Source organism: Flavobacterium sp., assembly GCF_031422135.1.
GTDB lineage: Bacteria > Bacteroidota > Bacteroidia > Flavobacteriales > Flavobacteriaceae > Flavobacterium.
In genome coordinates, this window is the sequence record NZ_JANOQD010000126.1 from 42,997 (window position 1) to 69,774 (window position 26,778).

A 26,778-nucleotide genomic window follows, 5' to 3' on the forward strand; every position below is an offset into this window, starting at 1 on the left:
TACTAAATATATTGACAGCTAATTGACAAAAAATATTTGAAAATAAGAGTTAATTATGTCATAATTTATTAACTAAAACCGTATCGTAATTTGTTAATAAAAAGAAGAAATTTCTACACATTTCTATTCAAAGAATAATCTAGAAAGCTTATATTAGCAGGATTTTTAAATTAACATAATTAAACAGTAATATAAGTATGTCTACAGGAGAAAAGTTAATCCCAATTAACATTGAAGACGAAATGAAAACAGCTTACATCGATTATTCGATGTCGGTTATTGTATCACGTGCCTTGCCCGATGTAAGAGATGGTTTAAAACCAGTTCACAGAAGGGTTTTATATGGTATGTATGATTTAGGAGTTTTTTCAAATAAAGCCCATAAGAAATCGGCAAGAATTGTTGGAGAAGTTTTGGGTAAATACCACCCACACGGCGATACATCGGTTTACGATGCTATGGTTCGTATGGCACAAGAGTGGAGCATGCGTTATCTTTTAGTAGATGGTCAAGGTAACTTTGGGTCTGTAGATGGCGATAGCCCTGCGGCGATGCGTTACACAGAAGCTAGAATGCGTAAGATTTCTGAAGATATTATGGCAGATATTGAAAAAGAAACTGTTGATTTTCAGTTAAACTTTGACGATACTTTATATGAGCCAAAAGTAATGCCTACTAAAGTTCCTACTTTACTTATTAATGGAGCTACAGGGATTGCAGTTGGTATGGCTACCAATATGCCTCCACACAATATTACAGAAGTTATAAATGGAACATTAGCCTATCTTGAAAATAATGATATTGAGATAGACGAATTGATGCATCATATTAAAGCACCAGATTTTCCTACTGGTGGAATTATTTATGGTTATGAAGGCGTTCGTGAAGCTTTTAAAACAGGTCGTGGTCGTATTGTAATGCGTGCCAAAGTTGGTTTTGAAGAAGTGGATGGTCGTGAATGTATTATTGTAACTGAAATTCCTTATCAAGTCAATAAGGCAGATATGATTAAGCGTACTGCTGATTTGGTAAACGATAAAAAAATAGAAGGAATATCAAATATTCGTGATGAATCGGATAGAAATGGTATGCGTATTGTGTATATTTTGAAGCGTGATGCTACACCAAACGTTGTCCTTAATACTTTATACAAGTTTACACAATTACAATCTTCATTTTCTGTTAATAACATTGCATTGGTTAAAGGTCGTCCTCAAATGTTGAATCTAAAAGATTTGATTCATTATTTTGTAGAACACCGCCACGATGTTGTGGTTCGTCGAACACAATTTGATTTACGTAAAGCAGAAGAAAGAGCACACATTTTAGAAGGATTAATTATTGCATCAGATAATATTGATGAAGTAATTGCCTTGATTCGTGCTTCTAAAAATACGGATGAAGCCAAAGAAAAATTAATCGAACGTTTCAAATTATCTGACATTCAGGCACGTGCCATTGTTGAAATGCGTTTGCGTCAATTAACAGGTCTAGAACAAGACAAGTTAAGAGCTGAATATGAAGAAATTAAAAAATTGATTGAATATTTACAAGGATTATTGGCAGATGTCAATTTGAGAACGGCTTTAATCAAAGAAGAATTAGAGGATATGCGTGAGAAATATGGCGATGCTCGTCGTTCACAAATTGAATATTCTGGTGGAGATGTGAGTATCGAAGATTTAATTGCCGATGAAAATGTGGTAATCACCATTTCACATGCAGGTTATATCAAACGTACCAATCTTTCTGAATACAAAACTCAAAATAGAGGAGGAGTTGGTCAAAAATCAGCTGGAACTCGTGATGCCGATTTCTTGGAACAAATGTTTGTAGCAACCAACCACCAATATATGTTGTTCTTTACTCAAAAAGGGAAATGTTTCTGGATGCGAGTTTATGAAATCCCTGAAGGAAGTAAAACGGCAAAAGGTAGAGCTATTCAGAATCTAATCAACATTGAAAGTGACGATAAAGTGACTGCTTTTATTTGCACCCAAGATTTGAAAGATCAAGACTATATAAAGAGTCATAATTTGATTATGGTGACTAAAAAAGGTCAAGTTAAGAAAACTTCATTAGAGAAATATTCTAAACCACGTGTTAATGGTGTTGCTGCTATTACCATTAAAGAAGGCGATGCCTTGTTAGAAGCTAAATTGACCAATGGCGAAAGTCAGATTTTGATTGCTGGACGCTCTGGGAAAATGGTTCGTTTCGAAGAAAGCAAAACCCGTCCAATGGGAAGAACAGCTTCAGGAGTTCGTGGAATTACCTTAAAAGATGATGCAGACGAAGTAATTGGCATGGTTTCTGTAAACGATATGGAAAGTGAAATTTTAGTAGTGACCGAAAACGGATATGGAAAACGCTCTTCATTAGACGATTACAGAATTACAAACCGTGGAGGAAAAGGAGTGAAAACCCTTAATATGACAGAAAAAACGGGAGCTCTTGTATCGATTAATAGTGTTACAGATGCTGATGATTTAATGATTATCAATAAATCTGGGTTAACAATCAGAATGATGGTGTCTGATTTACGTGTTATGGGACGTGCCACGCAAGGTGTTCGTTTGATAAATATCAAAGGTAACGATTCTATTGCGGCTGTTGCCAAAGTATTGCGTGAAGAAGAAGAAATAGTTGACGAATCAGTAGAAGAAGAAGTTTCTGAAGAAAGTTCATCTGATGAAACAAGCAATGAAAGTTCTGAAGAAACAGAATCTCAAGAATAATTAATTTAAAATAGAACAAATGAAATTTAGAAATTTAATTTTAACAACATCAATATTAATTTCTGTTGTAACATTTGCACAGAAAGAAGAATTAAAATCAGCTGAAAAATCACTTAGAGGGGGTCATTCATACGAAGCTCAACGAACTTTGGAAGAAGCAGAATATTTAATTACTAATGCAGACGATGCCACAAAAGCACAATTCTATTTTCTTAAAGGGAATGCGCTTTACGATCAGTCAAAAAAGAATGTAGATACGGATAAAAATTTATTAGAAGCTGCAAAATCTTATAATGAATTGGTTGCTATTGAAAGCACATCGGATAAACCAAAATATACCGTACTTGCACAAGCTTCTTTAAAAGAAATCAGAGAAGTACTTTTTAATGGTGCTCTTGCAGATGATAAAGACAAAAAATTTAAAGAAAGTGCGTTAAAGTTATACCAAGTATACCAACTAGAAAGAAGAGATTCAATTATGTTGTATTATGCAGCAGGAAGCGCATTAAATTCTAGAGATTTGGATCTGGCTCTTGAGTATTATACTAAATTGAAAGAAATTAATTATTCTGGAAAGGGGACAACTTATACTGCTAAAAATAAAGCTACCAATCAAGAAGAAACTTTTAATTCTATAGCAGAAAGAGAAATGTCTATAAAACTAGGTACTCATTCTACGCCTAAAACAGAAACAGTTCCGTCTAAGAGAGGAGAAATTTACAAGCACATTACAGAAATTCTTATTGAAAAAGGGGATATTAAGGGCGCAAAAAAAGCCATTGTTAATGCTAGATACCAAAATCCTGATGACACTTCATTGATTCTTACTGAAGCAAATTTATACCTTAAAACAAATGAGTTTGATATGTATAAAAAACTGGTTACTGAATTATTGATTAAAAAACCAAATGATGCAGATTTATATTACAATCTAGGTGTAATTTCTTCTAAAACAATACCTGGAAAGATTGAAGCTGAAAAATATTATCAGAAAGCAATCGATTTGAATCCAAAATATAAAGAAGCTTATTTGAATTTGGCCATTTTAAAATTAGACGGCGACAAAGAATTAGTGGATCAAATGAGTAAATTGGGTATGTCAGCTGAAGATACAAAAAAATACGACGCATTGAAATTAAAACAAAAAAACATGTATAAATCGGCATTGACGTATTTAGAAAAAGCACATGAACTTTTTGTAAATGATCCAGAAGTAAAAGCTACATTATTGGGTATTTATGGAGCTCTTGATATGGATGATAAATACAAAGCATTAAAAGCTTCAAAATAAAACATTTTGTATTATAAAAAAGGCGCTAAAACTTTATTTTAGCGCCTTTTTTTATACAATTTTTTTGATAACTCTTAATTTATGAGTATGTCGATTTGATTCAGCATTATAAATACCAAGATGATCCAATCTGTCAATACGAACTTTGCCACTGGCGTGAATGATATAATTATCTTCCATAATAATACCTACGTGAATAATATTTCCTTCCTCATTATCAAAAAAAGCTAAATCTCCAGGTTCGCTTTCTTCAATAAAACTTAAAGCTTCACCTTGGCTTGCTTGTTGTGATGCATCTCGAAGCAATTTATAGCCGTTTAGTTTGTAAACCATTTGTGTAAATCCAGAGCAATCAATACCAAAAGGTGTTTTACCACCCCATAAGTAAGGTGCGTTCAGATACAAAAAAGCACTATTTAGAAGTTCCATTTTAGGCTTTATCCCGCTTGTTTTTAGGCCTTCATAGGCAAAATTATCGGTATTAATTCCATCATAATTTAAAAAAGTCAATGATGATCCAAGTGGAATCGGCATTAATAAGTTGGATGAATCTGTAATATATTCTATCAAATCATTACTTAATATAATACTATCTTTTGATAATTGTGAGTACTGTTCAGAACTAAGATCTTTATATTGCTTATTATCAATCCAGCCAATATAGTCGTCAAATTCCAATTGAATTTTTGACCATTTCGGTGTTTTTTCCAATATAGTAAAAAATTCACCGAATAATACCTGTGATACAATTTCACTTCGATCACTTGGTTCAAAACGTAAAGGGATATTGGCTAAATTACAAATTCCAAACATTATATTAAATTAAAAATTAAAAATTACGAATTAAAAATTATAAGTTAGATTTTAATTTTTAATTCGTAATTTTTAATTGTTTTTAGATTCTTTCAATTACAATAGCGGATGCGCCACCGCCACCATTACAGATTGCTGCGGCACCAATTTTAGCCTTATTTTGTTCTAAAACGTTTAGCAAAGTAACAATAATTCTTGCTCCAGAACAACCTAGCGGATGACCTAATGAAACAGCTCCTCCATTTACATTTACTTTGTTATTATCTAAACCAAGTATTTTTGAATTAGCAAGTCCAACTACTGAAAAAGCTTCGTTAAATTCGAAAAAATCCACTTCACTTTGAGAAATTCCAGCTTTAGCTAAGGCTTTTGGTAATGCTTTTGCAGGAGCAGTTGTAAACCATTTTGGCTCTTGTGCTGCATCTGCATATCCTTTAATATATGCTAATGGTTTCAATCCCATAGCTATTGCTTTTTCTTCACTCATTATAACCATAGCTGCTGCTCCATCATTAATAGTTGAGGCATTTGCAGCAGTCACAGTTCCTTCTTTTGTGAAAACGGCATTTAGAGTTGGAATTCTATCTAATTTCACATTAGTGAATTCTTCATCTTTAGAAACAACTATTGGGTCTCCTTTTCTTTGTGGGATACTTACAGGTACAATTTCATTATCAAATTTTCCTAATTCCCAAGCTGTTGTAGAACGAGTGTAAGATTGTATTGCAAAATCATCTTGTTCTTCTCTGGTGATTTTATACTCTGAGGCACACAAATCAGCAAAAACACCCATAGCTTGATTATCGTATGCATCTACAAGTCCATCTTTTTGCATTCCATCAAGCATTGTTGTTGGTCCAAATTTAACGCCATTTCGCATTTGAACATAATGAGGAATCATACTCATATTTTCCATTCCACCAGCAACCACTATCTCAGCATCACCACATAGAATAGCTTGAGAAGCCATCATAACAGCTTTCATTCCTGAAGCACATACTTTGTTAATTGTGGTGCAAACAACATGGTTTGATAAGCCAGCCAAAATTGCAGCTTGTCTTGCAGGAGCTTGTCCAACACCAGCTTGAACAACATTCCCCATATATACTTCATCAACTAGGCTTGGATCCAAATTAATTTTGGTTAACGCTCCTTTAATGGCAATTGCACCTAGTTGTGGTGCTGGTATGGTGGATAAAGCTCCCATAAAGCTCCCAATCGGTGTACGAACTGCTGAAACTATGACTATTTTTTTCATTTTGATTTTTTCTGAAATTATTGTGCGAATTTAATAATTTTAAGAAGAATATAAACTAGATTATCAACAATATTTGATACTATTTTTATAGATATCGAATATTTAATTTCATAAATCTTATTTTATATAACCTTGATTTATAATGTGTTTGATATTTATGTTGCAAATAACATAAAATAAACAAAAAAAAAGTTGGTAATATTCGTTTGAAGAGTTACATTTGCAACCGCTTAAAAGGAGCATTAAGTTCTTTTTTTGGAGAGTTGCCTGAGTGGCCGAAAGGACATGTTTGCTAAACATGCGTATGGGAAACTGTACCGAGGGTTCGAATCCCTCACTCTCCGCTTTTTCTTTTCGGGGTGTAGCGTAGCCCGGTTATCGCGCCTGCTTTGGGAGCAGGAGGCCGCAGGTTCGAATCCTGCCACCCCGACAAAAATTGGCCCAGTAGCTCAGCTGGATAGAGCAACTGCCTTCTAAGCAGTAGGTCTCAGGTTCGAATCCTGACTGGGTCACAATTTTTATTAATCCTTTGAGAAATCAAAGGATTTTTTATTACAAATATTTCTTACTTTCGTAAAAAAAATAATTTCTATGAAATACACTTTTATTATTTATATTTCAATTGCATTGTTTACTTTATGTTCACTAAAATCTCAAAATGCAGAATCTCAAATTAGTGATACTACTTTTGTTAATCTTACTGATTTTAGCAAAGATTTTGTTTTGGATATGAAATATGCAACTACTGATAATTTTTTAAAAGCTAAAGTATATGATTGTGCTTCTTGTTATTTAAGGTTAAAAACCATTAATAACTTAATTAGTGCTAATAAAGAATTTCAAAAAAAAGGATTTAAAATAAAGCTCTTTGATTGTTACAGGCCTTTGGATGTACAAAAAAAAATGTGGACTATTGTTTCAGATCCTAATTATGTTGCCAATCCTTCTAAAGGCTCTATTCACAACCGTGGTGGAGCTATTGATATTACTCTTGTTGATAAAGATGGTCTAGAATTAGATATGGGAACAGTATTTGATTTTTTTGGACCAGAATCTAGCCACTTGAATAAAAAATTATCAAAAAAAGTTCTTAAAAACAGAAAATTATTAAAAAAAATTATGCTGAAAAATAATTTTGAATCTTTAGATTCAGAATGGTGGCACTATACTTTAGTTGGATCAAAAAAAGACAAATTATCAAACTTTACTTGGAAATGTGATTAATTACTCAATACAAGAAAAATTAGCTATGAAAAATCGTTCTGGTTCTGAAATTTCGTTTAATTTTTCCGAGTTTAATTCTTTAGGTAAAATATAATCAATTGTTTCAGAGGCATATTTAATTCTCATTAATGAGATGCTGAACTTTTTTAGATCTTCAAAATCATCTTTTCGGAATAAAAAATCAGAATCTAACAATCGGTTATTCACTTTTTCTTGATTGTTATAATAGAGATTGTCACATTTATTCTCACTTTCGCTTACAAAAGTGTATATTTTTCCATTGGATAATTGAAAATATACTTTTGAATTTTTATCCACACATTTTGGAGCAATAAAATCGGGACTTTTTTGAATGATTTGTAAATTTAGTTTTGGAGTATCATTTTCAGTTAGCAAGGAAAGAAAAATATATTGACTAGTGTTTCCAAAATTTTTCTCATATACCAAGTAACCTTTTGTTTGCTTGATTGTGCCTATTGAATCGGTTAAATTTGTTGCATATTCACAAGGATTTTTTTGTGCAAAAATGGAATTTTGAAGTAAGAGTAAGAAAAATAATTGTGTAATTCTCATTGGTTATTAATTTTGGCGCAAATTATAACAATTTTACGATTATTTGCATCTGTAGTAAAAAAAATATAATTATTTCCACCATCGCTTATTTTCCATTTTTTTCTAATATTTTCTACGGTTTCAGGAAAGTTTCGGATTGTTACATTTGCTTTTGTATTGGCTAAAAATTCTTTCATTGCTGATTTTGTGTATTCAAATGTTTTTTGGATACTAAATATGCGCCCTGGAAAATCAACGATTGCGTCTGAGGTATATAAATGGGAATGTTGATGCAATTTTTCCACTTCGAAACGATTTGAAATTAAATTAAAAGCACCCGATTTTAAGATTGCAGCATTGGGTTCATAGAGAATTTTTCTTGGTAAAACGTATTTCAACATTGGCTTTTCGTTTTCTAAAACAAAATCAAATCGCTGTTCCGTTTCTTTAAAAATATTGATAGTTTTAACTGTAATTTGTTTTTCAAAATTATTTTCTATTTCCCACAAAATTTCTTTTACCTCATTGTTTACAGCTACAATATGAATTGTTTTTACAAAATTTAACTCATTCAATCCCGCTGTAATGTCTAAAATTGGAGCTGTTTTTATTAAAATCTTATTAGAATAATTAAAATAATCATCTAAAAGTTCAGGGACATTAGGCAAACAGTCTTTGAGTAAGAAAACCTTTCCTTTTACATCGCTTCTTCTGGAAGGATCGATGTAGATCCAATCTATTTTTTGGTTTAAATTTTTTAGTATTTCTAAGCTATCGCCTTGGATGCATTGAATATTTTTTTGTTGTAAAATTTCAAAATTATGTTTTACAATTTTAGATAATTCTGTGTTTAATTCACAATGAAATACTTGTTTTATTTTTTTTGAAAAATAATAATCATCAACACCAAAACCGCCCGTCAAATCTATTAGACTTTCGCCTGAAACAATTTCTAGTTTATAATTTGCAGTTTTTTCTGACGATGATTGTTCGACTGAAATCTTACTTGGATAAATTATATTTTCCTTAGTAAACCAAGTAGGTAGTTTTTCTTTAGATTTATTTTTGGAAATAATTTGATTGATTATTTCAGAATAGCTTATTTCAGGGAAAGGATTTTTTTGTAAGGAAAGTTTAGTAATACTATTTTCTAAATTTTCATTAATATACTTTTGAATTTCGGGATTCAATAATAACGATTGCATTATATGTTTTTAGTAATGGTTTTAATGATTTTATTTTCAGGGAAAAATTCTTTAGCCATAATTTTCAGCATAGTATAAAACGGAATGGCTATTATCATACCCGTTATTCCAAATAAAAAGCCACTGATCAATGTGATTAAAAATATTTCTAATGGATGTGAGTTTACACTTTTTGAAAAAATTAAGGGTTGTGAAATGTTATTGTCTATAATTTGAACAATCCAAAAACCTAATAAAACAAATAGGGTAGTAGGTAAAATATCGTTTTGAAAATCACCACCTAAATTACTAATCATTGTTAGTATAGCGGCTAGAATTGAACCAATAAGAGGTCCAACATAAGGAACAATATTTAAAATGGCACATAAAAAAGCAATTATAAGTGCATTTTGAACTCCAAAGATTAGTAAAACAATAAGATATAAGACAAACACGATTGACAACTGAATAATTAAACCAATAAAGTAGCGACTCAACATTTCATTTGATTTACTTAATGAATTTAAAATTTTTTCTTCGTGAGTATCTGGAATGATTTTTTTGATTCCAACCATAAATTGTACTTTATCTTTCAATATAAAAAAAGTGATAAACAGTACTGATGCCATTCCCATTCCGAAACTACTTAAAAAACCAAGAGTAGAATTTAGAAAATCTGGAATGAAATTAAAATCTAATTGTGAGGTAAATTTTGCTTCTTTGACTAGTTTTAAGGCGTCAATATTATGATTGGTTAAGTAAATTTCAATTTTATTTAGTAACTCTAAAATATTGTTTTCAATGGCTACAATATTTAATAAGGATAAGCTTTCGCCTTGAGCAACTAGTAAAGGAATAAACATCATAATAAAGCCAACTAATAACAATACAATAAAAAACATTGTGAAAACTACAGCTAAAATGTTTGGAAATTTCAATCTTTTTTTTAAAAATTCAACTAGTGGATTTACTATCAATACTAAGATTACTGAAACGATAAGATAGATTAGTACAGACTGAATTTCATATATAAAAAATAAAGCCAATAAAATACCAACTATAATTCCTATAGCTCTAACTATTCCGTTTGCAATTATTTTTGATGTCATATTAAAAATTTTAAACGAATATAACAAAAAAACTCGCTATAAAAGCGAGTTTTTATTATGTTTTTGATATTGATTATCTAAAAGAGCTTCTTGAACCTGAAGTCCCAAATATTGTAAGCATTCTGTTTGCTTGACCAATAGAAAACATATACATTCCTCTATCGTCAGTATAATCCATATAGTTCATATACATTTCTAATGGAGCACCAGAACAAGTACTTCTGTGTCCTACTGCTGGAACACCACCATTAGGTGCATTATGAGTTGGGGTATCAGAAACTAAATCTGATCCACAAGTAGCATCACCCCAAATATGACGTAAATTCATCCAGTGACCAACTTCGTGAGTTGCAGTTCTACCTAAATTAAACGGTGCTGAAGTAGTACCACCAGTTCCAGTACAATAGTGTCCACAAACTACACCATCTGTTGAAGAAGCACCACCAGGAAATTGTGCATATCCTAATAATTGTCCTTGAGTTCTACTTTCTAAATTGTTAACAACCCAGAAATTTAATTTTGTAGTTGGAGATGTAGCAGCAATACCACCATTTGCAGTACTTTTCATAAACTGATCTTCAGAATACCATACTGTTTTAGTTGTCACTTTTCTAATAACTTGATCTAAAACAAATCTAATTCCTACGTTAACTCTAACTGAGCTATATGGATTGTTTGCTGTATTTATATCGCTATTTGTTGCAGTGAAATCTTTGTTTAATACATCAATTTGAGATTGTAATTGGGCAAGAGAAATATTTTCAGTACTCGTTCTGTACAATACGTTGAATACTACAGGAATTTCTAATACACCATTTACAATTCTGCCTTGAGACATTGCATTTTTAGTATATTCTTCAATATCTGCCATTCTTTTAGCTAAACTTGGATCTTTCTTTAAATCTAATTCATGCATTTCTTGAGTTATACAACCCCTGAGGCTAACTTTGTTAATAGCTACTGCCGAAGGAGTGTTTTCTGGAGTTACATTAGCATCTTCTTTTTGACAAGAAAACATAGATACAAGCACAAGAGCGCTAAATACTAATTTTTTCATAATTTGGTTGGTTTTGTTGGTTTGGTTGGTTTAATGATTTTATTAGAATTTTAATTAATTCTTTTGCAATACTATAAAAAATTTAATTGATTTCAAATTTTTTAATTCAAATAAAATTTAATTTTATCTAAAAAATAACACAAATTATGTTAATAACTTGCAAAATAGTTGATAAATATGAGGCTTTCATACTTATGTAATGTTGATAGTATTTACAATAAAAATCAATTAATTTTGAATTATTTTCTTTTATTAGTTTAAAATAATGATAAATAATTAATGTTTATAGCAATAGTTTTATTAAAATAGTATTTATATATTCTTTAATTTAATCCATATTGTTTAGGATTGCATTAGTGATAATCCATTTAGGGTTTGCTTTACAGCATTATAACGGTATTCAATTTTATATTTTTCATTGTTGTTTGCGCAATTTTAACAGGCGAGTTAAGGCGTTTGTGAACGTGGGTCGAGTCAGATTGAAATTATTCAGGATGTCCTATTCGAATATAATAAAAAAAACTCGCTACAAGAGCGAGTTTTAAATATATTTAGGTTGACAGATTATAGTCTGAATGAAGCTCTTGAGCCACCAGCTAAAAATACAGCATCCATTCTTGTTTTTTGACCTAAAGAGAACATGTACATTCCTCTATCGTCAGTATAGTCCATATAGTTCATATACATTTCAAGTGGAGCGCCAGAACAAGTACTTCTGTGTCCAACAGCTGGAACACCGTAATTTGCATCATTGTGAGTTGGTGTATCAGAAACTAAATCTGATCCGCAAGTAGCATCACCCCAAATGTGACGTAAATTCATCCAGTGACCAACTTCGTGAGTTGCAGTTCTTCCTAAGTTGAAAGGTGCATTAGCTGATCCAGAAAGACCAACATATTTCCCATCACATACAACACCGTCAGTGCTTGATGAACCGCCTGGAAATTGTGCGTAACCTAAAATTCCACCACCTATAGTACAAACCCAAAAGTTTAATTTTGTAGTTGGAGATGTTGGAGAAATTCCTCCTCCAGAAGATTTTTTCATTGCGTCTCTAGTTCCCCAAGAAGTTTTGGTTGTAGACTTTCTAATAACTTGATCTAATACAAATGAAATTCCAACATTTGCTCTTACAGTTGAGTAAGGATTATTTGCAGTATTGTAGTCTGAATTTAAACCATTAAAATCTTTATTTAAAACATCAATTTGAGATTGAAGTTGTGTTAAAGAAACATTTTCTGATGTTGTTCTGTATAATACATTGAAAACAACTGGAATTTCAATTTTACCATTTACAATACGGTTCCCGCTTTTAATGGCTTTTTGTGTAAAATCCTCAATTTCTTGCATTTTTGCTGCTAATTTTGGATCTTGTCTTAAATTTTCTTCTAAAACATCTTGAGATGCACAGGCTCTATGTCCAATGTTACTTACTGCTGAAGCAGTATTTTCTGGAGTTACAGCAGCATCTTCTTTTTGACAAGAAAACATAGATACAAGAACTAAAGCACTCAATACTAATTTTTTCATAATTTGGTTGGTTTGGTTAATAATTTTTTTGAATTTTAGTTAATTCTTCCACAATACTATAAAAAAAATTGTTATCTGCAAAATTTTATTTCAAATAAAACTTCAATTTATTTAGAAATGATACCGTTAATTATGTTAATAACTTGCTAAATAGTTGATAAATATGAGTACTCAGGATTATATCAATGTTGAAAATTTTTAATTAAAAAATCATTTATTTTAAATTATTACTATTTTTTTTATTTAAAAATTATCAAATAACTAAATTTAATAACTTTATTGTATTGAAATGCAAATTATAAATTTTTCATTTTGTTTGTAAGGTTTGTAATTTCATTTTCCATAAATTATAAATATCAATTATTGAAAATGAAATTCATAATATTTGCACCCATTTTTAAGGCATTTTCACGAACATCTCTTGGGTCATTGTGAACCTCAGTATCCTCCCAACCATCTCCTAAATCACATTCATAGGTATAAAGTAGCACTAACTTGTTTTCAATAAATATTCCAAAAGCTTGTGGTCTTTTACCATCATGCTCATGAATCTTTGGTAGTCCTTTAGGAAAACTATACGGTTTTTGAAATATAGGATGCGTTACAGGAATTTCTACCAATTCATTATTAGGAAATAGTTTTACAATTTCTTTTCGCACATATTCATTCAAACCGTAGTTGTCATCAATGTGAAGAAATCCTCCTGAAAGAAGATATTTTTGAAGGTTCTCCACTTCGATATCATTAAAAACCACATTTCCGTGTCCCGTCATGTGGATGTAGGGATATGAAAAAATATCTGCATTACTGGGAGTTACAGTTGCTGGTTTGCTTTTTATTTTAGTATTAATATTTTGATTGCAATATTTTATCAAGTTAGGCAATGATGTTGGGTTTGCATACCAATCGCCACCACCATTATATTTAAGTAATGCTATTTCTTGGGCAAAAGTTCCTATTGACAAGAGTATAAATAAGAAGTGTATCTTTTTCATAATTTATTCGTTTGCAAATACAATACTGTGACAAGCAACAATGGCAGCAGTTTCGGTTCTTAATCGTGTGTTTCCTAAAGAAATAGGAATGTATTGGTTCTGGATTGCGAGTTGAATTTCTTTTTCAGAAAAATCACCTTCAGGACCAATAAGTAAGGTATATTTTTGTTTGGGTTTTATAATTGATTTCAATAGTTTTTTATCTGTTTCTTCGCAATGAGCAATACATAAATTTCCGTCGTGATTTTTATTTATAAAATCGGTAAAAGAAATCGGCTCATTCAATTTAGGTAAAAAATATTGTAATGATTGCTTCATTGCGGATTGAATTACCTTATCCAATCGTTCCGTTTTAATGATTTTCCTTTCAGAATTGTTACATATAATAGGAGTAATTTCATGTATGCCTATTTCTGTAGCTTTTTCTAGAAACCATTCAAATCGTTCGTTCATTTTCGTTGGAGCAACAGCTAGATGTAAGTAAAAATCTGTAGAATTATTTTTTTGTGTATTTTTTATAATTACAGTACATTTTCTTTCGGTTGCTAAAGTTATTTCAGTTGAAAATAAATAACCTAAACCATTCGTTACATATAATATATCGCCTTCTAACTTACGTAAAACTTTAACAATATGTTTGCTCTCTTCTTTGTCAAAAGAAAAAGTGTTAGAATCAGAATTTATGTCGGGATTGTAAAATAATTGCATAATTAAAAAGGGATTCGTGCACTAGAAACTACTGATATGTCATTAAATTTATTTTCTAAAAATTTATGATATCCTACAATACCAATCATAGCAGCATTATCGGTGGTGTATTCAAATTTAGGGATAAAAGTTTTCCAACCTAATTTAGCTTCACTTTCTTTTATTGCATTTCGAATGCCTGAATTTGCTGACACACCACCACCAATAGCAACTTGGGTAATTCCAGTTTGTTTGACAGCGAGTTTCAATTTCTCCATTAGAATTTCAATAATAATATTTTGAATAGAAGCACAAATATCATTCCTATTTTCTTCAATAAAATTAGCATTTAATTTAATATTGTTTTGGATAAAATAAAGAATTTGAGTTTTCAAACCCGAGAAACTGAAATCTAAATTTGGAATTCGAGGCTTTGTAAATTTATACGCTTTTGGATTGCCAAGTTGTGCATATTTGTCAACTAATGGTCCGCCAGGATAGGGTAGTCCAAGTATTTTGGCACTTTTGTCAAAAGCTTCTCCAACAGCATCATCAGTAGTTTCGCCAATGATTTCCAAATCAAAAAAACTAATTACTTTTACAATTTGTGTATGGCCACCTGAAATTGTCAAAGCCAGAAACGGAAATTCAGGTTTATCAAAACCTTCTTCGTCAATAAAGTGTGCTAAAATATGAGCGTGCATATGGTTTACACCAATGATTGGAATATGTAATGCTTGTGCCATTGATTTTGCAAATGAACTGCCAACAAGTAAGGAGCCCATAAGTCCTGGACCTTGTGTAAAAGCTATAGCGGAGAGTTGACTTTTAGTGATATTAGCTTTTTTTAAAGCAGCATCAATGACAGGAACTATATTTTGTTGATGGGCTCTAGAGGCTAATTCAGGAACTACGCCTCCATATTGCTCGTGAATGGCTTGCCCTGCTACAACATTGGATAAAACAGTATTGTTTTCAAGAACTGCTGCTGCTGTATCATCACAGGAACTTTCAATAGCAAGAATATAAATAGGATTGGGAATCATAAAAGGCACAGATTTTGCGTTATATTTGACAAACCGATATAAAATTTCTAAATTTACATCGAAGTCCAAAAATATAGATTTTTTTATTAAAAACTTTAGTTTTGGATACATTTACTATAGGAAATTGCAATTCTTGAAAGAAAATAAAAAAAATAACGTCTTTAAAAAAATAACAAAATTTGTATTGTCTTTCCTTTTGGGAATCATTTTACTTTTGCTGGTAGGAGCTATTGTTTTGTCATTACCAGCTACGCAAACCAAATTGGCAAAGTATATAACCCAACAATTAAATAAAGATTTTGGTACAGATATTACAGTTGAACAGGCAAGCATTAGTGTTTTTGGAGGAATGAAACTTAAAAAAATTATGGTCAAAGACCATAAAAAAGACACTCTTTTTTATATTAACAGATTAAAAACTAATATCCTAGATTATCAGAAATTAATTGATGGTGATTTGACTTTTGGAGATATTAGATTAGATGGTTTAGATTTTCACCTAAAGAATTACAAGGGCGAAAAGGATTCAAATTTAGATAAATTTATAGCATTGTTTGATGACGGAAAACCATCAAAATCAAAAAAGAAATTTCTTCTTACTTCAAAAAATATATATGTAACAAACAGTCATTTCATTTTAACAGATAATAATTTAAGTAATCCTAAAATCCTTAATTTAAGAAAATTAAATGCCCAAACTGCTAATTTTAAAGTCCTTGGACCAGACGTCAGTACCATTATCAATCAAATGTCTTTTGTAGATCAGCGTGGATTGATTGTCAATGATTTGAATTCACATTTTACCTATACCAAGAAAAACATAATTCTGGATAAACTAAAGCTAGAAACGCCTGAATCAAAACTCGATGGCGATATTGTTCTGCGATATAAAAGAGAAGATTTCTCAGATTTTAATAACAAAGTAGTTTTTGACATTAAAGTAAATCAAGCTTCATTATCGTCTAACGATTTGAAACTTTTCTATGGTGAATTTGGCATAAACCAAAGATTTGATTTTAGTTCAAAAATTATTGGAACTTTAAACGATTTTTCTACCCAAAAATTAAAATTAAAAGACAATAATAATTCTGAAATTATAGGTGATTTTACATTTAAAAATTTATTTTCAAAAAAGAAAAATGATTTTTATATGAAAGGAGATATTAACAAAATTTCTTCTACATACAATAATTTAACTGCTATTTTGCCAAAAATTCTTGGCGAAAATTTACCAACTACTTTCAAGAAATTTGGAACATTTACTATTTCAGGAAAAACGGAAGTGACTCTAAAAACCATAAAAGCAGATGTTATTTTGAACACTGATTTAGGTAAGGTTCAATCTGTGTTGGATATGACAAACATTAATAATATTGACAATGCCACTTATTTAGGAAACATTAAGTTGGAAAATTTTAATCTCGGAAAACTTTTAAACAGAAGTGATTTAGGTGTTGTGAATCTTAACTTAGATGTTGATGGTAAAGGGTTTACACAGAAATTTTTAAATACCAAACTAAAAGGTACAGCGCAAAGCATTGTTTACAACAACTATAACTACAAGAATATTTCTATTGATGGGATTATGAATAGCTCTATTTTTAAAGGAAATATAGCAACAAATGATCCCAATCTAAAAATGAATTTTGACGGTGTTTTAGATATAAGCAATCGGGAGAAAAAATATGATTTTCACGCCAATGTGGAATATGCAAATCTTGAAAAGCTAAAATTTTATACTGCTGATTCCATTGCAGTATTTAGAGGCGATGTTGTAATGAAATTGCAAGGAAATAGCATTGATAATTTGTATGGAGAAGTATACATTAATCAAACATCATATGAAAATGGTAATGACACCTACTTTTTTGATGATTTTGTTGTCAAATCTACCTTTGATGAAAACAGAGTACGAACAATGACTATTAATTCTCCAGATATCATCGAAGGAAAAGTCGTGGGTAAATTCCAGTTTAATCAATTGCAGAAATTGATAGAGAATTCCTTAGGAAGTTTATATGCTAATTATTCTCCCAATAAAGTCAACAAAGGACAGTTTTTGAAGTTTGATTTTAATGTATATAACAAATTAATTGAAGTTTTTTATCCTGAAGTGTCTCTAGGTGAAAATACAATTATGAGGGGAACTATAAACTCAGATAACGATGATTTTAAATTTAATTTCAAATCTCCTAGAATTAAGGCTTACGACAATTATTTTGAAAATATAAATATTGAAATTGACAACAAAAATCCATTGTACAATGCTTATGTAGAATTGGACAGTATAAAAACAAAACACTATACTGTTTCTGATTTCAGTTTAATAAATGTTACTGCAAACGATACTTTATTTTTCCGTTCCGAGTTTAAAGGAGGTAAAAAAGGCAATGACTTTTACAATCTGAATATGTACCATACTATAAATGAGGAAAACAATAGTGTGGTTGGTATCAAGAAATCGGAAATAAATTTTAAAGACTATTTGTGGTTTATAAATGAAAACGAATCCAAAGACAATAAAATCATTTTCAATAAAAAACTAACCGATTTTTCGATAGAAAAAATTGCAATAACTCACGAAAAACAAGCAATGGAACTGATGGGTGTTTTGCGGGACTCTACTTATAAAGACTTGAAATTATCGTTTAAAGATGTCGACTTGGATAAAATAACACCAGCAATAGACAGTCTAAAAATCAAAGGGAAAGTAAATGGATTGGTTAATTTTAAACAAAATAAATCTATATATGAGCCATCATCAACTATAACTGTTGATAGTTTGAGCATCAATAAATTTGCACTTGGAAAATTAGCCATTGATGTTCAAGGGGACAATACATTCAAAAATTTTAAAATTAATTCTATACTAAAAAATGATGGATTAGAATCTTTTTCAGCTGACGGAAATGTATCAATTGACAATAAAAAAACTTTTTTAGATCTAAATTTAAGACTCGACCAGTTCAATATGTCTGCATTTAGTCCACTTGGCGGCGAGGTTATAAAAAACATTCGTGGTTTTGCATCAGGAACAGCTAAATTTGAGGGCGAATTTCAAGAACCCGAAATTACTGGACGACTTTATTTGAACGAAGCAGGACTCAAAATTCCATATTTGAATGTGGATTATAATTTTAAAAACAATTCCATTGTTGATGTAACAGAGAATCAATTTGCTTTTAGAAGTATCAATATTTCGGATGTAAAATATAAAACTAAAGGTATTTTAAACGGAGGAATTCGTCATACAAAGTTTGCAGATTGGTTCCTTGATTTAAATATTTCTTCAGATAGAATTGTAGTATTAGATACTAAAGATGCGGATGATGCACTCTATTATGGAACTGCTTTTATCGATGGCGATGCTACTATTAAAGGACCTGTAAACGGATTGGTTATTAATGTTGATGCCACATCTGAAAAAGGAACTTCAATAAAAATTCCGATTAGTGATTCAGAATCGACTTCAGAACGCGATTTTATCAAATTCAAATCTGCTACAGATGGTCTTGCTAAAAATCTTTCCAAAAAAATAAAAATAAACAATGGATTGGAACTTAATTTTCAATTGAATATTACAAAAGAAGCTGAAATTGAAGTAATTATCAATAAAAGTACAGGGCATAGTTTGAAAGGACGAGGTTATGGCGACATCCTTATGGAAATAAATACTTTAGGAAAATTCAATATGTATGGTGACTTTATTGTCGACAAAGGGGAATATAACTTCAAATATGGTGGGATTATTGATAAGAAATTCATTGTAAAACCACTAGGATCCATTTCGTGGGAAGGCAATCCACTCAATGCAATATTAAATATGGAAGCCGTTTATAAAACAGAAGCAAATCCTGGAATACTATTAGATAATTCTTCGTTTACAAAAAAAATCCCTACAGAAGTATCTATAAAATTAACGGATAAATTAACTAATCCTGTTCCAGAAATATCAATTAATTTTCCAACTGTAAGTTCAGTTCTAAAATCAGATTTAGATTTCAAATTAAGTGATAGTGATACCAGACAGAAACAAGCCATATATTTACTTTCTACTGGTGGATTTTTGAGTGATAGTGGTGTTGATGGAACTGCTTTGACTGGAAATCTTCTTGAAACAGCCAAAGGCCTTTTTGATGGAATTTTTTCTAGTGAAGATGATAAGTTCAAAGTAAATCCATATTATGTACAAGGTAATAATAGTAAAAACCTTGAAGATCAAAGTAGCGGACAAGTAGGATTTACACTTTCAACCCAAATTAGTGAGAAAGTGACACTCAATGGAAAATTAGGAGTTCCTGTTGGTGGTGTTAATGAATCAGCTATTGTGGGTGATGTTGAAATTCAACTGAGATTAAACGAAGATGGCTCACTCAAAGCTCGAGTTTTCAACCGTGAAAACGATATTAGTTATATAGGGGAAGGTGTTGGTTATACTCAAGGAATAGGTTTAACTTATGAAGTTGATTTTAATAATTTTAAAGAATTGATTCGAAAGATAATTAATTCAAAAAAAGAGAAGACAGACAAAAAATCTAAAGACGAAATTCCAGATTCTGACTTAACTCCTGAGTTTATTCAATTTACAGAGCAACGTCAAAAAAAATCGACTGAAAAACCAAAAAATGAAACAGAATTAGTTCCAGAAATAAACTAAATTCAGTCCTTGATTAAAAACTTATTAACGAAAACGTTTGAAATTTTAAGGATGTCACATATTTTAACAAATATATCGCAACTATTTTTATTACTTTCTTAATTTTACAATTCAATTATTGCAATAATGTCAAAAAACATAAAAAAAATTGGCGTTCTTACATCTGGAGGTGATTCTCCAGGTATGAATGCAGCCATTCGTGCGGTTGTTCGTACGTGCGCTTTTCATAACATAGAATGTATCGGAATATACCGTGGTTATCAAGGAATGATTGAAGGCGATTTCAAAGAAATGGGACCTCGATCAGTGAATAATATTGTTAACAAAGGCGGAACTATACTAAAATCTGCTCGTTCCAAAGAATTTATGACTGTTGAAGGTCGTCAAAAAGCGCACCAACATCTTGTCAATTCAAATATTGACGGATTGGTCGTTATTGGTGGAGATGGAACTTTCACAGGAGCCGAAATCTTCAATAATGAATTCAATTTTCCTGTAATGGGAATTCCAGGAACTATCGACAATGATATTTTTGGCACGAGCCATACATTAGGTTACGATACCGCATTAAATACAGTTGTGGAAGTAATCGATAAAATTCGAGACACAGCCAGTTCACACAATCGTCTTTTCTTTGTAGAAGTAATGGGTCGTGATGCTGGTCATATAGCATTAAATGCTGGAATTGGAGCAGGAGCAGAGGAAATCCTTATTCCTGAAGAAGATTTAGGATTAGATCGTTTGTTAGAATCACTTCAAAAATCTAAGGCATCAGGAAAATCATCAAGTATTGTAGTAGTTGCCGAAGGAGATAAAATGGGTAAGAACGTATTTGAACTAAAAGATTATGTTGAAGAACATATGCCTGAATATGATGTTCGAGTTTCAGTATTAGGACATATGCAACGAGGTGGATCGCCATCTTGTTTCGATAGGGTTTTAGCCTCACGTTTGGGCGTAAAAGCGGTTGAATCATTACTGGAAGGAAAATCAAATTATATGGTAGGTGTTCTGAAAGATGAAATTGCACTAACACCATTAGAACAAGCCATCAAAGGGCACTATTCTATCGATAAAGAATTATTAAGAGTATCTGATATTATGTCAACATAACTGTTTATTTCAAATCAACAAATAACCAAATCAACGAATTAATACATTAACGATTAAACAATAAAAATGTCAAAAGTAAAATTAGGAATAAACGGATTCGGAAGAATTGGAAGAATAGTATTTAGAGAAACCTTCAATAGAGATAATGTTGAGGTAGTAGCCATAAATGATTTGTTAGATGTAGATCATTTAGCATATTTATTAAAATACGATTCAGTGCACGGACGTTTCGCAGGAAAAGTAGAAGTAAAAGATGGAAAACTATTCGTTAATGATAATCACATCAGAATTACTGCAGAAAAAGATCCAGTAAATCTAAAATGGGACGAAGTAGGAGTAGACGTAGTAGCCGAATGTACTGGTTTTTTTACTACAATAGATACTGCCAAAGCACACATTACTGGTGGAGCAAAAAAAGTAATTATTTCAGCACCATCAGCAGATGCCCCGATGTTTGTAATGGGCGTAAACCACACCGAAGCAAAAGCTACAGACCTTGTAGTTTCAAACGCTTCTTGCACCACAAATTGCTTGGCACCATTGGCTAAAGTAATTAATGATAATTTTGGAATCGTGGAAGGTTTAATGACAACCATTCACGCCACAACGTCAACACAAATGACTAATGATGGTCCATCACGCAAAGATTTTCGTGGTGGTCGTTCTGCATTAGTTAATATGATTCCATCATCAACAGGCGCAGCAAAAGCAGTTGGAAAAGTAATTCCGGCTCTTAATGGGAAACTAACAGGAATGTCAATGCGTGTGCCAACTGTCGATGTATCTGTAGTCGATTTAACAGTTAAACTGGCTAAAGAAACTACATACGAAGAAATAATGAAAGTCTTGAAAACTGCTTCAGAAACCACAATGAAAGGTATTTTAGGATACACTGAAGACGATGTAGTTTCACAAGATTTTGTATCAGATCCAAGAACATCTATTGTTGATGCCAAAGCTGGAATCGGCTTGAATTCTACTTTTTTCAAGCTCGTTTCTTGGTATGATAACGAGTACGGATATTCAAGCAAACTAATAGATTTATCGGTTCACATTGCGGGATTATAAATAATTACGAATTAATATAATTACGAATTAAAAATTATAAAATGCTTTAAAGTAGTAAATTGGCTATAATTTTTAATTCGTTTTTTTTTAATTTCAAATAATAAATATTGAATTTCGAATTTTTTATTCGTAATTCGTAATTTTTAATTTTTAATTGAATAAAATGAAACTACTCGTAGATAGCGGTTCTACTAAAGCCGATTGGATTGCCATAGATTATAATGGAAAAGTATTCTTCACCACACAATCATTAGGATTAAATCCTGAGGTATTAACCAAAGAAGAAATCTTAAACAGGCTAGAAGATCGTTTTGATATTTCACATAACAAAAAAGAAGTTTCCAGTCTATTCTTTTACGGAGCAGGATGTGGTACCGACAGAATGAAAATTTTTTTAACAGAAGTTTTCAAGGAATACTTTCCAAATGCAACCGTTTCTGTTCACGAAGATACTTATGCAGCGGTTTATGCCACAACTCCAAAAAACGAAAAAGCCATTGTTTGTATATTAGGAACAGGATCCAATTGTAGTTATTTTGATGGTACTGTTTTGCATCAAAAAGTACAATCTCTGGGCTATATTGTTATGGACGATTGTTCAGGAAATCGTTTTGGACGTCATTTATTACGAGCTTATTATTTCAACCAAATGCCACCCGAATTAGCCAAAGAATTTGAAACCACATATGATGTAGAACCCGATCCAGTCAAGAATAATCTGTACAAAGAACCCAATCCAAATGCCTATTTGGCTACTTTTGCCAAGTTTTTAATCAAGCATAAAGATACTGATTTTTGCAAAAAATACATTTATCAAGAAATGGAAGATTTTGTAGAAAACTATATCAAACAATTTGATAATTATAAAGAAGTTCCAGTACATTTCATAGGTTCAATAGCATTTTATCTCAAAGAAGAATTAGAACAAGTACTCAAGAAACACAACATCAAAATTGGAAATGTATTGCGTCGCCCAATTGATGGATTAATTGAATATCATATCTTAAATAAATAACAAAAAATAGCAATCTCTAATATTTGAATTTTCATAAATCTTAGACCTTAAAAATAAAATGGGAATAGCTATTATTACTCACGAATGAATGAAAGCCAATATGGTTAAGTTTCTAAATAAAAATTAAAAAATAGTACAATCTTCAAATCTGACGTTCATAATATTCCGCTAGCCACAAATCAAGCAACTGCATAATTACTCTTAAACGCAATATCTTTATAAAATTAAAATTAGTTTAATCTTGTATATCATCAATTTTTGTATATTACCTTTCCAAATAAAAATAAAATTATGAAAAAAATTGCCCTACTTGTTTTAGTTCTTTTTTGCGGAACTAGTAATGCTCAAAAAAAGAAAAAGTCGACTACTAATCCAATAGTAGCTGTTATAATTACCAAAACAGAAAACCTAACGGCTGAAGTTATAAAGCCAAATTTTTATATTTTTAGAAACGAGAATTCAATTAAAAAAGATACACTTTTATTAAAAGCATTTTCAAGCAGCATTACACCTACTGATTGTGTGATTAAAAAATTTGTGACTAAATCTACTCCATTGTACTATGTATCTTGGACAGAAAAAATGAATTCAGAAACAAAGCTTAAAAAAGAAACAATTGTTGTTACAAATGTTCAAATTTGGAATCCAGCAACGAAAATGCAAGTTTTTTCGAATACCCAAACTTCAACAAACATAAAAGAGCAAGTTTTTTTAGATAAAAATAAAACCGCTTCTGAAACCCAAGAGCGAAATAGAAATGAAGGATACAATTTTACACTATTACCAACAGGAGATTTTACATTAAAGAATAAAGCTGTAGAATCGAAATATAACTTAAACACGGTAACTATGAAATATGAATTGCCTCAAAAATCAGCAGATGTATCTAAATCTTCAAAAAAGAAAAAGAAATAATCTAAAAGTTTAAAATAAACAATCCAAAAAAAAAGAGGCAATTTAATGCCTCTTTTTTTTTGGATTTGCTTCAGTTAATCGGTAATATGTTTTTTGGATAAAAACAAATACTACTTCAATAATTTTATTCCGAAATAAAATAACAATGTTTAATTACTATTTCACTGGTTTTTTCATTTCTTTTTCAATCATCTCGTAAAACTCATCAATTTTTGGTAAAACCACAATACGAGTTCTTCTGTTTGTAGAACGATTCTCAGCTGTACTATTATCAACTAAAGGGATAAATTCACCACGACCAGCAGCAATTAATTGTTTTGGATTTACTTTATGCTCTTTGGTCAAAACACGAATAATAGCTGTTGACCGTTTTACACTCAAGTCCCAATTGTCTAACAAAATGGCATTTCCTGTAAATGGTACATCATCAGTATGACCTTCAACCATACACTCAAATGTTGGTTTGTCATTAACTACTTTGGCTACTTTTCCTAATATTTCTTTGGCACGATCACTTACAATATAACTTCCGCTTTTAAACATTAATTTATCGGCAATAGATATAAATACCACTCCTTTTTCCACATTAACTTCAATATCTGGATCAGAGATTCCTACAGAACTTTTTAGACTAGTGACAAGAGCAAGAGTTACAGAATCTTTTTTAGTTAAAGCATCTTGCATTCGAGTAATTTTAAGGTCTTTTTCCTTAATAGTTTCTAAAGCTTTCTCAATGTTTTCGGCACCTTTTGTAGACAAAGTAGTCATATTCCCCATATTGTTAATCAAGTCAGAATTGTTCTTTTTCAAATTATCATTCTGATCTCTTAAACTAGCTAATGAAGCGTTAAGACCTGATTTTTCTTCTAAACAAGAATTTAATTTTACAGTAGCCGTATTCAATAAATCCTGAATCTCTTTGTTTTTTGCTTCAGATTCGATAAATTTCTTTTTAGAAACACAGGAACTGGTTAGTAATGAGATTGTTGCTAATAAAATTAAGATTTTTTTCATAATTATTTTTGTTTTTGATTGTTTACAAATGGTCAAATACCTTGCCATTGTTAATAAAATAACGGTAAACTATAGATTTTATTTTATAATATTTTTTTGATTGATGGCTATCTCGTTTCTTTAAAAAATTGAAAAAGGACATATACAAATACAAATGCGCTTTACCAACTGCAAAAAAATGCGATATTTTTCCTTGAAATAAAAATCGAAAAGCAGCCACTCCATCAAGAAGCATTCGTATTAAGAGTGTTTGGATTAGGATTGATTTAGGAAGATTCTTTAACATCATCCAAAGCGAATTTCTAAAATTCAAAAATGTTTTCTTAGGATTTCCTTCTTGCAAAGTTGCTCCTCCAATGTGATAAACAGTAGATTTGCTATGGTATTTGGTAACATATCCTTTATTAAATGCTCTCCAACACAAATCTATTTCTTCTTGGTGTGCAAAAAAATCAGCATCAAAACCTTTCAATTCCAAAAAAACTTCTTTTCTAATAAAAAAGCAAGCACCTGATGCCCAGAAAATTTCAATTGTATCATTATATTGACCATTGTCTTTTTCTAAAGTTTCAAAAATTCGTCCACGACAAAACGGATACGCATATTTGTCAATAAAACCTCCTGCGGCACCAGCATATTCAAAATATTCTTTGTTTTTAAAATCTAAAATTTTAGGCTGAATAATGGCTGTTTGAGCTTCGATTTCAAATAACGAAATGATAGGTTCAAGCCAATTTTCGGTAACTTCAATGTCTGAATTTACTAAGGCATAAATTTCCTCGTCTACAAACTTTAAAGCTTCATTATATCCCTTGGCAAAGCCATAATTATATTTATTTTGGATGATTTTTATAGTAGGGAAATGCAATTTAATACATAAAACAGAATCATCCGTCGAAGCGTTATCAACAACATAAATAGTAGCTTCTTGTGAATATTTTATTATTGAAGGCAAAAACTGTTTTAACAATTCTTGTCCATTCCAGTTTAAAATAACTACCGCAATTTTTTTTTCTAACATCTAATTTTTATATTCAGGTAAAGTTTCAAGAAATTCATATTTTTCATTCACAAAATCCATCTTGCAAAAGTAATGATTCAATCCGTTGGTTACCATTAAATATTCTGCTTTTAAGGTAACATTATAACGAGCAATTTGGTCGAAAGTAGTTTGCGAAATTTTAATCTCTGGTGCTTTACATTCTATCAAAACTAAAATAGAACCATCGTTATTAAAAACTACAACATCATATCGTTTGGTTAATCCATTAATTTTTAAAATTTTCTCAACATTTATTAATGATTTTGGATATTTTTTTTCTTCCAATAAAAACTGAACTACGTTTTGACGTACCCATTCTTCTGGAGTTAAAATCACGAATTTTTTTCTAATTTCATCAAAAATAGACACTTTATTTTCACTATTTTTGAACCGAAATGTATAATTAGGAAAATGTAGTGGTTGCATTTCACGAAAGTAATATCAAATAAACGAATTACCAAATAACCAAA

Annotated in this window: 21 protein-coding genes and 3 tRNA genes; 11 read left to right on the top strand and 13 right to left on the bottom strand. The window is 30.8% G+C overall.

The window, feature by feature from the left end; translation table 11 throughout:
• Positions 1-197: 197 nt before the first annotated feature.
• Positions 198-2,738 (top strand): DNA gyrase subunit A, encoded by a 2,541-nt coding sequence (gene gyrA / locus RMO70_RS16685; protein ID WP_310557579.1) that lies wholly within the window; start codon positions 198-200, stop codon positions 2,736-2,738.
• A 19-nt stretch (positions 2,739-2,757) separates the two neighbouring features.
• Entirely contained in the window at positions 2,758-4,029 is a 1,272-nt protein-coding gene (locus RMO70_RS16690; protein ID WP_310557580.1) for a hypothetical protein, read from the top strand.
• Positions 4,030-4,080: 51 nt separating this feature from the next.
• Here the strand turns inward: RMO70_RS16690 and RMO70_RS16695 are convergent, their stop codons facing one another.
• Complete coding sequence (locus RMO70_RS16695; protein WP_310557581.1) at positions 4,081-4,842, bottom strand: C40 family peptidase; 762 nt, start codon at positions 4,840-4,842, stop codon at positions 4,081-4,083.
• Positions 4,843-4,924: 82 nt separating this feature from the next.
• Positions 4,925-6,100: an acetyl-CoA C-acyltransferase gene (locus RMO70_RS16700; protein WP_310557582.1), complete on the bottom strand. Its 1,176-nt coding sequence runs from the start codon at positions 6,098-6,100 to the stop codon at positions 4,925-4,927.
• A gap of 257 nt (positions 6,101-6,357) precedes the next feature.
• Between RMO70_RS16700 and RMO70_RS16705 the strand changes: the two genes are divergently transcribed.
• The 4 genes from RMO70_RS16705 (at position 6,358) to RMO70_RS16720 (ending at position 7,324) form a co-directional block, all read left to right on the top strand.
• Positions 6,358-6,444: transfer RNA gene (locus tag RMO70_RS16705), tRNA-Ser, on the top strand.
• 11 nt (positions 6,445-6,455) lie between these two features.
• Positions 6,456-6,530: transfer RNA gene (locus tag RMO70_RS16710), tRNA-Pro, on the top strand.
• Positions 6,531-6,538: 8 nt separating this feature from the next.
• Positions 6,539-6,612, top strand: a tRNA-Arg gene (locus tag RMO70_RS16715).
• A 79-nt stretch (positions 6,613-6,691) separates the two neighbouring features.
• Positions 6,692-7,324 (top strand): M15 family metallopeptidase, encoded by a 633-nt coding sequence (locus RMO70_RS16720; protein WP_310557583.1) that lies wholly within the window; start codon positions 6,692-6,694, stop codon positions 7,322-7,324.
• Here RMO70_RS16720 and RMO70_RS16725 read toward each other — a convergent pair whose 3' ends face one another.
• The 8 genes from RMO70_RS16725 to tsaD form a co-directional block, all read right to left on the bottom strand.
• Positions 7,325-7,897 (bottom strand): hypothetical protein, encoded by a 573-nt coding sequence (locus tag RMO70_RS16725; RefSeq protein WP_310557584.1) that lies wholly within the window; start codon positions 7,895-7,897, stop codon positions 7,325-7,327.
• Positions 7,894-9,081, bottom strand: a complete 1,188-nt coding sequence (locus RMO70_RS16730) for a THUMP-like domain-containing protein (protein WP_310557585.1) — start codon at positions 9,079-9,081, stop codon at positions 7,894-7,896. The genes RMO70_RS16725 and RMO70_RS16730 overlap by 4 nt, the downstream gene beginning before the upstream one ends.
• Complete coding sequence (locus RMO70_RS16735; RefSeq protein WP_310557586.1) at positions 9,081-10,169, bottom strand: AI-2E family transporter; 1,089 nt, start codon at positions 10,167-10,169, stop codon at positions 9,081-9,083. Before RMO70_RS16735 ends, RMO70_RS16730 begins: the two co-directional genes overlap by 1 nt.
• Before the next feature lie 73 nt (positions 10,170-10,242).
• The gene (locus tag RMO70_RS16740) at positions 10,243-11,226 is read right to left on the bottom strand and encodes a zinc metalloprotease (protein ID WP_310557587.1); all 984 of its coding nucleotides are present in this window, start codon (positions 11,224-11,226) and stop codon (positions 10,243-10,245) included.
• A 564-nt stretch (positions 11,227-11,790) separates the two neighbouring features.
• Positions 11,791-12,756: a zinc metalloprotease gene (locus RMO70_RS16745; RefSeq protein WP_310557588.1), complete on the bottom strand. Its 966-nt coding sequence runs from the start codon at positions 12,754-12,756 to the stop codon at positions 11,791-11,793.
• Between the two features lie 356 nt (positions 12,757-13,112).
• On the bottom strand, positions 13,113-13,751 hold the full coding sequence (locus tag RMO70_RS16750; protein ID WP_310557589.1) for a DUF4159 domain-containing protein: 639 nt from the start codon (positions 13,749-13,751) through the stop codon (positions 13,113-13,115).
• Between the two features lie 3 nt (positions 13,752-13,754).
• A complete protein-coding gene (locus RMO70_RS16755; protein ID WP_310557590.1) occupies positions 13,755-14,459 on the bottom strand; it encodes a 16S rRNA (uracil(1498)-N(3))-methyltransferase in 705 nt (234 codons plus the stop codon).
• Positions 14,460-14,461: 2 nt separating this feature from the next.
• Positions 14,462-15,484, bottom strand: a complete 1,023-nt coding sequence (gene tsaD / locus RMO70_RS16760) for a tRNA (adenosine(37)-N6)-threonylcarbamoyltransferase complex transferase subunit TsaD (RefSeq protein ID WP_310557613.1) — start codon at positions 15,482-15,484, stop codon at positions 14,462-14,464.
• A 184-nt stretch (positions 15,485-15,668) separates the two neighbouring features.
• Between tsaD and RMO70_RS16765 the strand changes: the two genes are divergently transcribed.
• From RMO70_RS16765 to RMO70_RS16785, 5 genes are all read left to right on the top strand, one after another.
• The gene (locus RMO70_RS16765; protein ID WP_310557591.1) at positions 15,669-20,141 is read left to right on the top strand and encodes a translocation/assembly module TamB domain-containing protein; all 4,473 of its coding nucleotides are present in this window, start codon (positions 15,669-15,671) and stop codon (positions 20,139-20,141) included.
• 126 nt (positions 20,142-20,267) lie between these two features.
• Positions 20,268-21,254 (top strand): 6-phosphofructokinase, encoded by a 987-nt coding sequence (pfkA, locus tag RMO70_RS16770; protein ID WP_310557592.1) that lies wholly within the window; start codon positions 20,268-20,270, stop codon positions 21,252-21,254.
• Between the two features lie 66 nt (positions 21,255-21,320).
• On the top strand, positions 21,321-22,322 hold the full coding sequence (gap, locus tag RMO70_RS16775) for a type I glyceraldehyde-3-phosphate dehydrogenase (RefSeq protein ID WP_310557593.1): 1,002 nt from the start codon (positions 21,321-21,323) through the stop codon (positions 22,320-22,322).
• Between the two features lie 163 nt (positions 22,323-22,485).
• Positions 22,486-23,337, top strand: a complete 852-nt coding sequence (locus tag RMO70_RS16780; RefSeq protein WP_310557594.1) for an N-acetylglucosamine kinase — start codon at positions 22,486-22,488, stop codon at positions 23,335-23,337.
• A gap of 291 nt (positions 23,338-23,628) precedes the next feature.
• Entirely contained in the window at positions 23,629-24,252 is a 624-nt protein-coding gene (locus RMO70_RS16785; protein WP_310557595.1) for a hypothetical protein, read from the top strand.
• 156 nt (positions 24,253-24,408) lie between these two features.
• Here the strand turns inward: RMO70_RS16785 and RMO70_RS16790 are convergent, their stop codons facing one another.
• From RMO70_RS16790 to RMO70_RS16800, 3 genes are read right to left on the bottom strand one after another with little or no spacing between them, the layout of a single operon-like run.
• The gene (locus tag RMO70_RS16790; protein WP_310557596.1) at positions 24,409-25,266 is read right to left on the bottom strand and encodes an OmpA family protein; all 858 of its coding nucleotides are present in this window, start codon (positions 25,264-25,266) and stop codon (positions 24,409-24,411) included.
• A 22-nt stretch (positions 25,267-25,288) separates the two neighbouring features.
• A complete protein-coding gene (locus RMO70_RS16795) occupies positions 25,289-26,287 on the bottom strand; it encodes a glycosyltransferase family 2 protein (protein ID WP_310557597.1) in 999 nt (332 codons plus the stop codon).
• Positions 26,288-26,734, bottom strand: coding sequence for a type I restriction enzyme HsdR N-terminal domain-containing protein (locus tag RMO70_RS16800; RefSeq protein ID WP_310557598.1), 447 nt, complete (start codon positions 26,732-26,734; stop codon positions 26,288-26,290).
• Between the last annotated feature and the right edge of the window lie 44 nt (positions 26,735-26,778).

Excerpts from the sequence above, each read along its gene's own strand:
- RMO70_RS16700 (WP_310557582.1), bottom strand. The coding sequence starts at position 6,100 with ATGAAAAAAATAGTCATAGTTTCAGCAGTTCGTACACCGATTGGGAGC.
- RMO70_RS16745 (WP_310557588.1), bottom strand. The coding sequence starts at position 12,756 with ATGAAAAAATTAGTATTGAGTGCTTTAGTTCTTGTATCTATGTTTTCT.
- pfkA (WP_310557592.1), top strand. The coding sequence starts at position 20,268 with ATGTCAAAAAACATAAAAAAAATTGGCGTTCTTACATCTGGAGGTGAT.
- RMO70_RS16735 (WP_310557586.1), bottom strand. The coding sequence starts at position 10,169 with ATGACATCAAAAATAATTGCAAACGGAATAGTTAGAGCTATAGGAATT.
- gyrA (WP_310557579.1), top strand. The coding sequence starts at position 198 with ATGTCTACAGGAGAAAAGTTAATCCCAATTAACATTGAAGACGAAATG.
- RMO70_RS16730 (WP_310557585.1), bottom strand. The coding sequence starts at position 9,081 with ATGCAATCGTTATTATTGAATCCCGAAATTCAAAAGTATATTAATGAA.
- RMO70_RS16785 (WP_310557595.1), top strand. The coding sequence starts at position 23,629 with ATGAAAAAAATTGCCCTACTTGTTTTAGTTCTTTTTTGCGGAACTAGT.
- RMO70_RS16740 (WP_310557587.1), bottom strand. The coding sequence starts at position 11,226 with ATGAAAAAATTAGTATTTAGCGCTCTTGTGCTTGTATCTATGTTTTCT.
- RMO70_RS16750 (WP_310557589.1), bottom strand. The coding sequence starts at position 13,751 with ATGAAAAAGATACACTTCTTATTTATACTCTTGTCAATAGGAACTTTT.
- RMO70_RS16790 (WP_310557596.1), bottom strand. The coding sequence starts at position 25,266 with ATGAAAAAAATCTTAATTTTATTAGCAACAATCTCATTACTAACCAGT.
- RMO70_RS16695 (WP_310557581.1), bottom strand. The coding sequence starts at position 4,842 with ATGTTTGGAATTTGTAATTTAGCCAATATCCCTTTACGTTTTGAACCA.
- RMO70_RS16795 (WP_310557597.1), bottom strand. The coding sequence starts at position 26,287 with ATGTTAGAAAAAAAAATTGCGGTAGTTATTTTAAACTGGAATGGACAA.
- RMO70_RS16755 (WP_310557590.1), bottom strand. The coding sequence starts at position 14,459 with ATGCAATTATTTTACAATCCCGACATAAATTCTGATTCTAACACTTTT.
- RMO70_RS16690 (WP_310557580.1), top strand. The coding sequence starts at position 2,758 with ATGAAATTTAGAAATTTAATTTTAACAACATCAATATTAATTTCTGTT.
- gap (WP_310557593.1), top strand. The coding sequence starts at position 21,321 with ATGTCAAAAGTAAAATTAGGAATAAACGGATTCGGAAGAATTGGAAGA.
- RMO70_RS16725 (WP_310557584.1), bottom strand. The coding sequence starts at position 7,897 with ATGAGAATTACACAATTATTTTTCTTACTCTTACTTCAAAATTCCATT.
- RMO70_RS16800 (WP_310557598.1), bottom strand. The coding sequence starts at position 26,734 with ATGCAACCACTACATTTTCCTAATTATACATTTCGGTTCAAAAATAGT.
- RMO70_RS16780 (WP_310557594.1), top strand. The coding sequence starts at position 22,486 with ATGAAACTACTCGTAGATAGCGGTTCTACTAAAGCCGATTGGATTGCC.
- RMO70_RS16720 (WP_310557583.1), top strand. The coding sequence starts at position 6,692 with ATGAAATACACTTTTATTATTTATATTTCAATTGCATTGTTTACTTTA.
- tsaD (WP_310557613.1), bottom strand. The coding sequence starts at position 15,484 with ATGATTCCCAATCCTATTTATATTCTTGCTATTGAAAGTTCCTGTGAT.